This is a genomic window from Azospirillum formosense, from assembly GCF_013340925.1.
GTDB lineage: Bacteria > Pseudomonadota > Alphaproteobacteria > Azospirillales > Azospirillaceae > Azospirillum > Azospirillum formosense.
In genome coordinates, this window is record NZ_WHOR01000184.1 from 1 (window position 1) to 11561 (window position 11561).

The following is an 11561-nucleotide window of genomic DNA, read 5'->3' on the forward strand; positions in this document are numbered from 1 at the left end:
GGCGCCGCGCGGGGGGGGGGGGGGGGGGGGGGGGGGGGGGGGGGGGTGCGCCGGGGTCCGGGCTCGCGCGGGGGGGCGGCGGGGGTCGCGGGGTCTCGGACGCCCGGGCCGGGATTGGGCCCGGCGCGGCGCAGGGGGATCCGCCACAGCCGCCGCTCCTCGGTGGAGACCGAGCGGCGGCGGCTCATGACAGGGACCTCGGCGCGGCCCGTCCGGGCGCGCGGGTCGAAGGGCGGGGCGGATCAAACACGGTGAAATCAGGGGTTCCGGCACCGACAACGCTCCGATAAACCCTTGAACGCTCAGCCGTGTCAATCCTCCACCAGAAGAATGTGAAGACGCCGCGGCCCATGGGCGCCCAGCTCGATCCGCATCTCGATATCGCCGGTCCGCGACGGCCCGGTGATGAAGTTGACGGTGCGGGGCAGGGCGCCTTTTCCGCCATCGTTCCCCCCGGCGGCGCGCAGCCGGTCCCAGGCGTCCTCCATGGTGCCGACGATCTGGGCGCGCTTCAGCACGACGATGTGGGTGTCGGGCAGGAAGTTCAGCGTGGTCGGCCGCTCCGCTCCGGACAGCAGCATCAGCGTGCCGGTCTCCGCCACCCCGGCGAAGGCGCCGGTCAGAGATGCGCCATCGCTGTCGCGGGCCCGCCCCTTGGTCACCGTCAGGGTTGGGCGCTGGTCCCAGGGGATGGGGTCCAGAGCGGCGTCCGGGGCGACGCGGAGTTCGGCGGGCAGGTTCAGCCCGGCCAGATAGTCGGCCACCGCCCCCGGCACCTCGGCCATCCCGCCCAGCAGTTCGACGGTTGCGGAGACTTCCGTCGCCATGGCGACGAACAGTTCGACCTGCTCGTCGTGGGGACGCTGGGCGCGGGCCGGGATCAGGTTGCGCGGGTGGGTGGCGAGCCTTTGGCGCGCCTCCTCCGACCCCTCGGCGGAGTTCAGCGCCTTGCGGATGCCGCCCAGGATCTGGGCGCGGGCGGAGCCGGTGTCGGCCATGGTCAGCGCGTCCCCTTCTTTTCGGCCGCTTTCTTCTCGGCCCACATCTGCTGGAAGGTCCTGCCCTCCGGCGCCGGCATGTCGCGGTGCCGGGTCCAGCCCTGGGCCAGCGGCAGGCGGGCGAAGCGTCCCTTGCCGCGGCCCAGCATCCCCAGCGCCCGCGCCGCCATGCGGGTGGCGGCGTGGTAGAGCGCCGGGCGCCGGGCGAACCAGCCCCAGAGCGCCAGCCCCCGGCGCATGGCGGCGGGCTGGAGATTCTGCTCGAACTCCTTCTCCCGCCAGTGGCGCATCATCTTGGGCAGGGGGATGCGCATCGGGCAGACCGCCTCGCACCGCCCGCAGAAGGTCGAGGCGTTGGGCAGGTGCCCGGCCTCCTTCACCCCCAGCAGGGCGGGCTGCATCACCGACCCGATCGGCCCCGGATAGACCCAGCCGTAGGCATGGCCGCCGACCGACCCATAGACCGGGCAATGGTTCATGCAGGCGCCGCAGCGGATGCAGCGCAGCACGTCCTGGAACTCGGTGCCGAGCAGCGCCGACCGCCCGTTGTCGAGCAGAACGACGTGGAACTCCTCCGGCCCGTCGAGGTCGCCGGGGCGGCGCGGGCCGGTGGAGAAGGTGGTGTAGGCCGATGCCTCCTGGCCCGTCGCGGAGCGCGCCAGCAGGCGCAGCACAAGCGCCGCGTCCTCCAGCGTCGGCACCACCTTGTCGATGGTGGCGATCACCACATGGACGCGCGGCAGGATCTGCGTCAGGTCGCCGTTGCCCTCGTTGGTCACGATGACGGTGGAACCGGTCTCCGCCACCATGATGTTGGCGCCGGTGATGCCGACGTCGGCCTGCTGGAACTTGCGGCGCAGCACCTGCCGCGCCTCGGCGATCAGCACCTTGGGCTCGTCCAGCACGCGGTCCGCCGGCAGGTCGCTGTGGGCCTGGCGGAAGGTGCCCTCCACGTCCGCCTTGGACAGGTGGAAGGCCGGGGCGATGATGTGGCTGGGCGGCTCGCGGCGGAGCTGGATGATGTATTCGCCGAGATCGGTCTCGATGGGGGTCAGGCCGTTGGCTTCCAGGTAGTCGTTGATCCCGATCTCCTCGGAGATCATCGACTTGCCCTTGGTGACGGTCTTCGCCCCGACCTTGCGGCAGATGCCCAGGATGGCGTCGCGCGCCTCCTGGTCGGTGCGGCACCAGTGGACATGGCCGCCCTGTTCGGTGACCTTGCCCTCGAAGGCCTCCAGATAGGTGTCGAGGTTGGCCAGCACGTGGTTCTTCAGGTCGCGGCCCTGGTCGCGGAGAGCCTCGAACTCCGGCAGCCGGTCGGCGGCCTGTTTGCGGCGGTTGACGAAACCGGCCGGCGCGATGGCCAGAACCTTCTGAAGCCGCTCGTCGCTCAGCGCCTTGCGGGCGTTCTCGGGGAAGGCGTGGGTGGTCGGCTGCATCGTCTTCACGCCCTCCCACTTTTTATGGGCTCGCCGATGGGAGGGGTGTCGGTGACGCCGGCCAGCACCTCCGCGACGTGGCGGACGCGGACGGCGGAGCCCTCGCGCTTCAGCTTGCCGGCCATGTTCAGCAGGCAGCCCATGTCGCCGGCCAGCAGCGTGTCGGCCTTGGTGCCCGCGATGTCGGCCGTCTTGGCCTCGACCATGCGGTTGGAGATGTCCGGGTACTTGACGCAGAAGGTGCCGCCGAAGCCGCAGCAGACCTCCGCCCCCGGCAGCTCGTTCAGGGTCAGCCCCTCGACCTTGGCCAGCAGGCGGCGCGGCTGCTCCTTGACGCCCAGCTCGCGCAGGCCGGAGCAGCTGTCGTGGTAGGTGATCGTGCCGTCGTAGCGCGCGCCGGTGTCCGTCACCCCCAGCACGTCGGTCAGGAAGGACACCAGCTCATAGGTGCGCGCCGACAGATGCTGCGCCCGCGCCGCCCAGGCCGGGTCGTCGGCCAGAAGCTCCGGGTAATGCTTGCGGATCTGCCCGGCGCAGGAGCCGGAGGGGACGACCACATGGTCGAACCCCTCGAAGGCGGCGATGGTGTTGCGGGCGAGATCGCGCGCGGTGGCGCGGTCGCCGGCGTTGAAGGCCGGCTGGCCGCAGCAGGTCTGGGCGGCGGGCACCTCGACCGTGCAGCCGGCGTCCTCCAGCAGCTTCACCGCGGCGAAGCCGACCGTCGGGCGGTAGACATCGACGAGGCAGGTGACGAACAGCCCCACTCGGGGGGCGGGGCGGGTGTCGGCCATGGTGTCCTGTTCTTCTGGTGCGCTTATCCCCTCACGTCGGCGACTGTAGGTCGTCCAGGTGGGGATGGCAACGGGCCGGGCCGGCGGCGTCCGGTCGCGGTGCGCCGGATGGCGAAGGCCTTTGCACAACCAAAAGTAAAAAAGTCAAACATACAGAAAGCGAAACAAACAATGGGTCGGGCACGTTTTCTGTTTCAAAAAGATGGAAAAGGTTTTTACCAAAATGAAATCTAATTTCACATATCGTCCGTATACGAAGACAGGCCGACCGATCAATTCGGTCAAGACATTCACCTTGAAGTTGTAGCGATCGTCGCGTGAGGGGAGGGGGGTAAGTCCATGAGTCTGATGGGATTTTTCCGGGGTGGGTCCGAGGCTGGCAACGGGCGCGGCGCTGAACTGGCCGAGCTGACCGAAGCGCTCGACCTTTACGGCAACCACGCCGGCGTTGGCCTGTGGGACGCGGTGTTCCACAACGGCGACCCGGCGCATCCGCAGAGCCGCTGGACCTGGTCCGGTCAGTTCCGCCGCCTGCTCGGCTTCGAGGGCGAGCAGGATTTCCCGAACCTGATGACCTCCTGGTCGGACCGGCTGCACCCGGACGACAGCGCCCCGACCTTCGCCGCCTTCGGCGCCTTCCTGGCCGACGCCACCGGCCGCACGCCCTTCAACGTGCGCTACCGCGTGAAGATGCGCGACGGCTCCTACCGCTGGTTCCGCGCCATCGGCGGCTGCCGGCGCAACGCGGCCGGCGTGGCGCTGCGCGCCTGCGGTTCGCTGATCGACGTCCAGGAGGAGGAGGAGATGCGCCAGCGCGCCGGCTCCCTCGCCGCCGACTTCGACGCGAAGGTCAAGAGCGTGGTCCAGGCGGTGTCCGGCAGCTCGGCCGACATGCAGGGCGTGTCGCGCCAGCTCGGCGCCCTGTCGGAACGGTCGACCCGCCAGAGCGCGGAGGCGGCCAGCGCCACCGCCCAGGCGGCGTCCAACGTCCAGGCGGTGGCCGCCGCCGCGGAGCAGCTCTCCGCCTCCATCGGGGAAATCGGCCAGCAGGTCGAGCGGTCGGTCGCCATCGCCCGTGAGGCAGTGTCGCGCACCGAGCAGATCGGCGGCACCGCCGACAGCCTCGCCCAGTCGGCGCAGCTCATCGGCGACGTGGTGAAGCTGATCCAGGGCATCGCCGGCCAGACCAACCTGCTGGCGCTCAACGCCACCATCGAGGCGGCGCGGGCCGGCGAGGCCGGCAAGGGCTTCGCCGTGGTGGCGAGCGAGGTGAAGAGCCTCGCCAACCAGACGGCCAAGGCGACCGAGGACATCTCCGCCCAGATCGCCGGCATCCAGGGGGCGACCAACCAGACGATCGTCGCCATCCAGGGCATCGGCGAGACGATCCGCTCGATCAACGAGATCTCCACCACCATCGCCTCGGCCGTGCAGGAGCAGGCGGCGGCGACCCAGGAGATTTCCAACAACGTCGCCCAGGCCGCCCGCGGCACCGACGAGATCGCCCGCAGCATCGAGGCGGTCAGCGTGGCGGCGAACGAGACGGCGCAGGCCTCCAGCCTCGTCATCCGCTCCTCCTCCGACCTCTCGGGCCAGTCCGACAGCCTGAAGCATCAGGTCGAGACCTTCCTGCAGGCGCTGAAGGCGTCCTGACGACCGGACCGGCGCGGGGAAGGGGGATCTCCGCGCCGGCCCCCTATCGACGTTCCGTCGCTCAGGCGACCAGACCCACCGCGATCGTGCACATGACGAGGCCGATTCCGGTGTCGAGCGCCCGCCACGCGCCGGGCCGGGCGAAGACGGGCCGCAGCAGGCGCGCACCAAAACCCAGCGCGAAGAAGAACAGGAGGGAGGCGGTCATCGCCCCCAGCGCGAAGGCGTGCTTGCCCTCGGCGAACTGGGTGGACACCGACCCGACCAGCACCACCGTGTCCAGATAGACGTGCGGGTTCAGCCAGGTCAGCGCCAGGCAGGTCGCCAGCGTCGCGCCGAGCCCCGCCGGAACCGCCGAAGCCGGGTCCAGCGCGCCGCCCGCCCGCCAGGCCGAGCGGAAGCTGCGCAGCCCGTAGACCAGCAGGAAGGCCGCCCCGGCGTAGCGGGTCGCCGTCTCCAGCCAGGGCAGCCAGTGGGCGGCCTGGGCGAAGCCGCCGACCCCGGCCAGGATCAGCAGGGCGTCCGACACCGCGCAGGTCGCGCAGACGGCCAGCACATGCTCCCCGCGCAGGCCCTGGCGCAGCACGAAGGCGTTCTGCGCGCCGATGGCGACGATCAGGCTGAGACCCAGCAGGAGGCCGGGAAGGAAGGCGGAGAGCATGGCGGCCCCATTCGTTGGCGATATCGGTGGCGGAGGCCGTTCCCCTACCATCGCCGTCCGGATTAGAATACCTAAAGTCCCTTATCCTGATTAAGGAACGCTAAGCCATGCTGGACTACGCCCTGCTCGCCGCGCTGGCCGCGGTCGTCCGGACCGGCAGTTTCGAGCGGGCGGCGGCGCAGCTCCACGTCACCCCCTCCGCCGTGTCCCAGCGGGTGAAGCTGCTGGAGGAGCGGATGGGGACGATCCTGGTGGTGCGCGGGTCGCCCTGCACCGGCACCCCCGCCGGCCTGCGGCTGAGCCAGCACGCGGAGCGGGTGGCCCTGCTGGAGAGCGAGCTGCGCGACGGGCTTCCCGGCCTGCCGCAGGACGGGCCGGCGGTGACGGTGCGCATGGCGGTCAACGCCGACAGCCTCGCCACCTGGTTCGTCGCGGCGATGGCCGGGACGCCGGACGTGCTGTTCGACCTCGTCCTCGACGACCAGGAGCACAGCGCCGACTGGCTGCGCCGGGGGGAGGTGCTGGCGGCGGTGACGTCCGGCGCCCAGCCGGTGCAGGGCTGCGACAGCACACCGCTGGGAGCCTTGCGCTACGTGGCGACGGCCAGCCCGGACTTCCTGCGCCGGCATTTCCCCGATGGGGTGGAGGCGGCGGCTTTGGCCCGCGCGCCGCGCCTGACCTACAACAGCAAGGACCGGCTTCAAACGCAGTGGACCCGGCAGGCCTTCGGAGTGGAGATCGCCTCGCCGACCCACTGGATGCCCTCCACCCACGCCTTCGTGGACGCGGCGCTGGCCGGGCTCGGCTGGGGCATGAATCCGGAGCCGCTGGTCGCCGGCGCTTTGCGCGACGGGCGGCTGGTGGCGCTGGTGCCGGACCAGCCGCTCGACGTGCCGCTGTTCTGGCAGCGCAGCCGCATCGCCAGCCGCACCCTGGCCGGCATCACGCGCTCGGTGTTGACGACGGCGCGTGCCCAGTTGACGCAACTCTGACGCTCACCGGTTCGCCACTGGCACCATCATGCTCGCCAGGAAGAGGGCGGCGGCGGCGACCACGATGCTCGGCCCGCCCGGCAGGTCCCAGTTCAGGGAGGAGAGCAGGCCGCCCAGCACCGCGGCGATCCCGAAGACCGAGGCCAGGGCGGCCATCGCCTCCGGCGTGCGGGAGAAGCGGCGGGCGGCGGCCGCCGGGATGATGAGGAGCGAGGTGATCAGCAGGATGCCGACGATCTTCATCGCCGCCGCGATCACCAGGGCGATCAGCAGCATGAAGGCCAGCCGCAGCGCCTCCACCGGCATGCCCTCGACCCGCGCCAGATCCTCGTCCACCGTCACCGCCAGCAGCCGGCGCCACAGCAGAAGCAGCCCGCCCAGAGCCGCCGCACCGCCGGTGTAGATCCAGACCAGATCGGCCGTGGTGACGCTGAGGATGTCGCCGAACAGATAGGCGACCAGATCGACGCGCAGCGTCTCCAGGAAGGCGATGGCGACGAGGCCCAGCGACAGCGAAGAATGCGACAGGATGCCCAGCACGGTGTCCGTGGCCAGCGCGCGGCGCCGCTGCAGCCCAACCAGCGCCAGCGCCAGCGCGACGCAGACGCCGACCACGCCGATCAGCGGGTTGACGCCCAGCAGGAAGCCCAGCGCCACCCCCAGCAGGGCGGAATGGGCCAGCGTGTCGCCGAAATAGGCCATGCGCCGCCACACCACGAAGGAGCCCAGCGGGCCGGCGACCAGCGCGATGCCGCAGCCGGCGGCCAGCGCGCGCAGAACGAAGTCATCCATGGCAGCAGTCCCCGTCATGGCCGGGCACCACGGCGCCGTCGGTGGCGTGCGCGTGGTCGTGGTGGTGGACATAGACGGCCAGCGCGTCGGCGTGGCCGCCGAACAGGGCGCGGTATTCCGGGTGGCGCCGCACGTCCTCCGGCGCGCCCTGGCAGCAGACATGGCCGTTGAGGCAGAGCACGCGGTCGGTGCGCGCCATCACCGTGTGCAGGTCGTGGCTGACCAGAAGCACGCCGCAGCCGCGGGTGCGGCGCAGCGTCTCGATGCGCCCGAACAGCTCCGCCTGCCCATGGACGTCCACCGCCTGGTCGGGCTCGTCGAGCACCAGAAGCTCGGGATCGCCGAGCAGGGCGCGGGCCAGCAGCACCCGCTGCATCTCGCCGCCGGACACCGTCTGCACCGGGCTGGCGGCGAGGTGGGAGACGCCGGCCTCCTCCAGCGCCGCGGTGATGCGCGCCTCGGTCACCGGGCGCCACAGCGCCAGGAAGCGGCGGACGGTCAGCGGCAGGGTCGCGTCGACGGTCAGGCGCTGCGGCATGTAGCCGATGCGCAGTCCCTTACGGCGCTCCACCATCCCGGACGAGGCGCGGACGAGGCCCAGCACGGCGCGCACCAGCGTCGTCTTGCCCGCACCGTTGGGTCCGATCAGCGTGACGATCTCGCCGGGCCGCACCTCCAGGTCCACGCGGTCGAGGATCGTCCGCCCGCCCAGCCGCACCGTCAGGCCCTTGGTGTCGACCAGGGGAGGGGCCAGGGACGGAATCGGCGAACGCGCCGCGTGGGGGGCTGCGTGATCGGCCCCGTGATGGATTGACATGTTATGTTATAACGTGACATTGCTGGAAACGAAGACAGCTATGCGCCGGAAAGACCCGGCTGTCCAGTCAGACGATGAGGAACCCACCCATGCGCGCCGCGATGCGTCCCCTGCCGCTTCTTGCCCTTGCCGTCACCCTTGGCGCCGCCCTTCCGGCGCTGGCCGAAGCGCCGAAGGTCGTCGCCTCGATCAAGCCGGTCCATTCCCTGGTCGCCGCGGTGATGGAGGGGGTGGCGGAGCCGGCGCTGATCGTGCGCGGCGCGGCGTCCCCCCACACCTACGCCATGAAGCCGTCGGACGCGAAGGCGCTGGCCGCCGCCGACCTCGTCTTCTGGATCGGACCGGAGCTGGAGGGCTTCCTCGACAAGCCGGTGACGGCGAACGCCAGGCAGGCCACCTCCGTCACGCTGCTGGAGGCGCCGGGCGTCACCCTGCTCGACGCCCGCGAAGGCGGTGCCTGGGAGGCCCACGACCACGGGCATGAGCACACGCACGATCACGATCATAAGCATGACGACAAGCACGCCCATGAGGACGATCACGGGCATGACGAGGTGAACACCCACATCTGGCTCTCCCCCGCCAACGCCCGCGCCATGGTCGCGGCGATCGCCGAGGCGCTGACGGCCAAGGACCCGGCCAACGCCGCCGCCTACACCGCCAACGCCGAGCGCACCGCCCGCTCCATCGACGCGCTGGACGCGGAGCTGAAGGCGGCGCTGGCCCCGGTGGCCGGCAGGCCCTTCGTCGTCTTCCACGACGCCTACCAGTATTTCGAGGCGCAGTACGGCCTGAACGGCGTCGGCGCCATCACCGTCAACCCGGAACGCCGCCCCTCGGCCAAGCGGCTGTCGGAGATCCGCGCCAAGATCGGTGGCCTCGGCGCCGCCTGCGTCTTCGCCGAACCGCAGTTCGAACCGGCGCTGGTCAACACCATCGTCGAGGGCACCCCGGCGAAGAAGGGCGTGCTCGACCCCGAAGGGGCGGACCTGAAGGACGGTCCCGGCCTCTACCCCGCGCTGATGCGCAACATCGCCGCCTCGCTGAAGGACTGCCTCGGGTCCTGATCCTTCACGGCGCTTAAGCCTTGCCTCCGGCTGTGCTAGACCCGTCTCGGAATTCTCCCAGGGAGGCAGGCATGAAGATCGGGGTCGTCGGGTGCGCGGGGCGCATGGGGCAGATGCTGGTGCGCGAGATCGCCGCCACGCCGGGCTGCACGCTGGCCGGCGGCACGGAGCGGGTGGGCGGCCCCGCGCTCGGCAAGGACATCGGCACCCTCGCCGGCCTCGAGCCGCTGGGGGTCGTCGCCATCGAGGACGCGGCGGCGCTGTTCGCCGAGGCCGACGCGGTGATCGACTTCACCAGCCCCGAGGCCAGCGTCCGCCACGCGGCGCTGGCCGCCCAGTCGCAGACGGTGCTGGTCATCGGCACGACCGGCATCGGCCCGGTCCAGCAGGAGCCCATCGCCCAGGCCGCCACCCACACCCCCATCGTCCAGTCGCCGAACATGTCGCTGGGCGTCAACCTGCTGCTGGCGCTGGTCGAGCAGGTCGGCCGCGCGCTGGGCGACGACTACGACATCGACATCCTGGAGATGCACCACCGCAACAAGGTGGACGCGCCCTCGGGCACCGCGCTCGGCCTCGGCCGGTGGGCGGCGGCGGGGCGCGGGGTGGCGTTGGAGGATGTCTGGCAGAAGGTCCGCGACGGCCACACCGGCGTCCGCCCGCGCGGCGAGATCGGCTTCGCCACGCTGCGCGGCGGCGACGTGATCGGCGACCACACGGTGGTCTTCGCCGCCGAGGGCGAGCGGGTCGAGCTGACCCACAAGGCATCGGGCCGCCAGATCTACGCCAAGGGCGCCGTCCGCGCGGCGCTGTGGGCCAACGACAAGCAGCCCGGCCTCTACAGCATGAAGGACGTGCTGGGCCTCTGACCGATCGCGCGGCGGCCCCTCAAGCGGCCGCCTCGTCCTCCGGCATCGCGTGCCCCTGCTCCCAGGCGAGCAGGGCGCGCTTGCGGGGGACGCCGTAGCGGTAGTTGTGGATGATCCCCGACTTCTGGATCACCCGGTGGCAGGGGATCAGCACGCAGACCGGGTTGCGCCCCACCGCCGCGCCCACCGCCCGCATGGCGGTCGGCTGGCCGATGGCGCGGGCCACGTCCTCGTAGGACACGACGGCGCCCGAGGGAATGCGCAGCAGCGCCTCCCACACCTTGATCTGGAAATTGGTGCCCTTCATCAGCAGGCGCAGCGGCTCGCTTCCTGCGGAACCGTCCCAGCGGAAGGCGCGGGCGGCGACCGGGCGGGTGGCGTCGGCGTCCTCCACCAGACGGGCGGCCGGCCACGCGGCGGCCATCTCGGCCAGCGCGTCGCGCCCGTCCTCCTCCTCGGCAAAGCTCAGCCAGCAGACGCCGCGTTCGGTGGCGGCGACCAGCGACGGGCCGAAGGGGGTGGGGTGCAGGCCCCAGCGGATGGTCAGCCCGCCGCCGAGAGCCTTGTACTCGCCCGGCGTCATCGCCTCGCAGGCGACGAACAGGTCGTGCAGCCGCGACGGGCCGGACAGCCCGACGTCCAACGCCACGTCCAGCACGCTCTGGTTCGCGGCGAGCAGCCGCTTGGCGTTGTCCAGCGTCAGGAATTGCAGGAAGCGCTTCGGGCTGATCCCCGCCCATTGGGTGAACAGCCGCTGGAAGTGGAAGGGGCTCATACCGGCGACCGTGGCCAGCTCGTCCAGTCCCGGCTGGTCCTGCCAATGGTCGACGAGATGGCGGATGGCGGCGGCAATGGCGCGGTGGCGCCGCGCGTCGACTGGGTCTTCGGCCGGATTCAGGCACGGCATGGCGGTTCTCTCCCAGGCTCCATGACCGGCCCAGGATGCGCCGCCGGGGCAGGGGGACCAACCCGATTCTTGCGCAATCCTACCGGCGCTCAGGGCACCGGTTCGGGATGGCAGGGGGCACGGCGCCACAGGGCCAGCGCGCCGCGCAGCGCCTTGGCGAAGTCCGCCCGCTCGTCCGGCGTCAGGAAGGCGCCGACGGTCACCGACTGCCCGTGTGAGGAGAGAGTGACTTGGCCGCCGTGCCGGGGCGGGCCGTCCAGGGTGACGCGCAGCCAGTTGGGCTGGAGGCTCCAGCGCCGCTCCGGCTTGTTCCGGGCGACGCGCTGGACGGTCAGGTCGGTGTCGGTCAGGCGCACCCGCTCGTACAGTTGGGCGGCGCGGTTGTTGACGCGGAAAGCCAGCCAGAGGATCACCACGTCCAGCCCGCAGAAGGGCACCACCGGCCACGCCCCGTTGGCGGCGAATATCCCGGCGATCAGCAGGTTGACGAGGATCACGACGCTCATCAGAACACGGAACCCGTGCCGTCCCAGGCTGCGGTGCGGGTGCAGGATCGCGTCGAAGAAGACGCGGGG

12 protein-coding genes are annotated in these 11561 nt (G+C 71.2%); 4 read left to right on the forward strand and 8 right to left on the reverse strand.

The features are described 5' to 3' along the window. Positions 1-311 precede the first annotated feature (311 nt). The 3 genes from GBZ26_RS20515 to GBZ26_RS20525 are packed head-to-tail and all read right to left on the reverse strand — an operon-like array spanning position 312 to position 3228. Positions 312-998 (reverse strand): LutC/YkgG family protein, encoded by a 687-nt coding sequence (locus GBZ26_RS20515; protein ID WP_174440430.1) that lies wholly within the window; start codon positions 996-998, stop codon positions 312-314. 2 nt (positions 999-1000) lie between these two features. After that, complete coding sequence (locus GBZ26_RS20520) at positions 1001-2437, reverse strand: LutB/LldF family L-lactate oxidation iron-sulfur protein (protein ID WP_174440438.1); 1437 nt, start codon at positions 2435-2437, stop codon at positions 1001-1003. A 5-nt stretch (positions 2438-2442) separates the two neighbouring features. After that, complete coding sequence (locus tag GBZ26_RS20525) at positions 2443-3228, reverse strand: (Fe-S)-binding protein (RefSeq protein WP_174440431.1); 786 nt, start codon at positions 3226-3228, stop codon at positions 2443-2445. 339 nt (positions 3229-3567) lie between these two features. On the opposite strand from GBZ26_RS20525, the gene GBZ26_RS20530 reads away from it, so the two are divergent. Further along, the gene (locus GBZ26_RS20530) at positions 3568-4881 is read left to right on the forward strand and encodes a methyl-accepting chemotaxis protein (RefSeq protein ID WP_211104866.1); all 1314 of its coding nucleotides are present in this window, start codon (positions 3568-3570) and stop codon (positions 4879-4881) included. Positions 4882-4942: 61 nt separating this feature from the next. Here GBZ26_RS20530 and GBZ26_RS20535 read toward each other — a convergent pair whose 3' ends face one another. Further along, the gene (locus GBZ26_RS20535) at positions 4943-5542 is read right to left on the reverse strand and encodes a LysE/ArgO family amino acid transporter (RefSeq protein WP_174440432.1); all 600 of its coding nucleotides are present in this window, start codon (positions 5540-5542) and stop codon (positions 4943-4945) included. Positions 5543-5649: 107 nt separating this feature from the next. Here GBZ26_RS20535 and GBZ26_RS20540 point away from each other — a divergent pair, with 107 nt between their 5' ends. Beyond that, a complete protein-coding gene (locus GBZ26_RS20540) occupies positions 5650-6534 on the forward strand; it encodes a LysR family transcriptional regulator ArgP (protein WP_174440433.1) in 885 nt (294 codons plus the stop codon). 3 nt (positions 6535-6537) lie between these two features. On the opposite strand, the gene znuB is transcribed toward GBZ26_RS20540, so the two are convergent. Beyond that, positions 6538-7326 (reverse strand): zinc ABC transporter permease subunit ZnuB, encoded by a 789-nt coding sequence (gene znuB, locus GBZ26_RS20545; protein WP_174440434.1) that lies wholly within the window; start codon positions 7324-7326, stop codon positions 6538-6540. Further along, positions 7319-8143 carry a zinc ABC transporter ATP-binding protein ZnuC gene (znuC, locus tag GBZ26_RS20550; protein WP_211104867.1) on the reverse strand — a complete coding sequence of 275 codons (825 nt, stop codon included), beginning with the start codon at positions 8141-8143 and terminating at the stop codon, positions 7319-7321. The genes znuB and znuC overlap by 8 nt, the downstream gene beginning before the upstream one ends. An 89-nt stretch (positions 8144-8232) precedes the next feature. Between znuC and znuA the strand changes: the two genes are divergently transcribed. Next, a complete protein-coding gene (znuA, locus tag GBZ26_RS20555; protein WP_174440435.1) occupies positions 8233-9210 on the forward strand; it encodes a zinc ABC transporter substrate-binding protein ZnuA in 978 nt (325 codons plus the stop codon). A 71-nt stretch (positions 9211-9281) separates the two neighbouring features. Next, the gene (gene dapB / locus GBZ26_RS20560) at positions 9282-10079 is read left to right on the forward strand and encodes a 4-hydroxy-tetrahydrodipicolinate reductase (protein ID WP_174440436.1); all 798 of its coding nucleotides are present in this window, start codon (positions 9282-9284) and stop codon (positions 10077-10079) included. A gap of 19 nt (positions 10080-10098) precedes the next feature. Here dapB and GBZ26_RS20565 read toward each other — a convergent pair whose 3' ends face one another. Then, the gene (locus tag GBZ26_RS20565; RefSeq protein ID WP_174440437.1) at positions 10099-10986 is read right to left on the reverse strand and encodes a methylated-DNA--[protein]-cysteine S-methyltransferase; all 888 of its coding nucleotides are present in this window, start codon (positions 10984-10986) and stop codon (positions 10099-10101) included. 89 nt (positions 10987-11075) lie between these two features. Then, positions 11076-11561: DUF2244 domain-containing protein (locus GBZ26_RS20570; protein ID WP_247884856.1), on the reverse strand; the 486-nt coding region annotated here is incomplete at its 5' end.

Excerpts from the sequence above, each read along its gene's own strand:
- GBZ26_RS20515 (WP_174440430.1), bottom strand. The coding sequence starts at position 998 with ATGGCCGACACCGGCTCCGCCCGCGCCCAGATCCTGGGCGGCATCCGC.
- GBZ26_RS20520 (WP_174440438.1), bottom strand. The coding sequence starts at position 2,437 with ATGCAGCCGACCACCCACGCCTTCCCCGAGAACGCCCGCAAGGCGCTG.
- GBZ26_RS20525 (WP_174440431.1), bottom strand. The coding sequence starts at position 3,228 with ATGGCCGACACCCGCCCCGCCCCCCGAGTGGGGCTGTTCGTCACCTGC.
- GBZ26_RS20530 (WP_211104866.1), top strand. The coding sequence starts at position 3,568 with ATGAGTCTGATGGGATTTTTCCGGGGTGGGTCCGAGGCTGGCAACGGG.
- GBZ26_RS20535 (WP_174440432.1), bottom strand. The coding sequence starts at position 5,542 with ATGCTCTCCGCCTTCCTTCCCGGCCTCCTGCTGGGTCTCAGCCTGATC.
- GBZ26_RS20540 (WP_174440433.1), top strand. The coding sequence starts at position 5,650 with ATGCTGGACTACGCCCTGCTCGCCGCGCTGGCCGCGGTCGTCCGGACC.
- znuB (WP_174440434.1), bottom strand. The coding sequence starts at position 7,326 with ATGGATGACTTCGTTCTGCGCGCGCTGGCCGCCGGCTGCGGCATCGCG.
- znuC (WP_211104867.1), bottom strand. The coding sequence starts at position 8,143 with ATGTCAATCCATCACGGGGCCGATCACGCAGCCCCCCACGCGGCGCGT.
- znuA (WP_174440435.1), top strand. The coding sequence starts at position 8,233 with ATGCGCGCCGCGATGCGTCCCCTGCCGCTTCTTGCCCTTGCCGTCACC.
- dapB (WP_174440436.1), top strand. The coding sequence starts at position 9,282 with ATGAAGATCGGGGTCGTCGGGTGCGCGGGGCGCATGGGGCAGATGCTG.
- GBZ26_RS20565 (WP_174440437.1), bottom strand. The coding sequence starts at position 10,986 with ATGCCGTGCCTGAATCCGGCCGAAGACCCAGTCGACGCGCGGCGCCAC.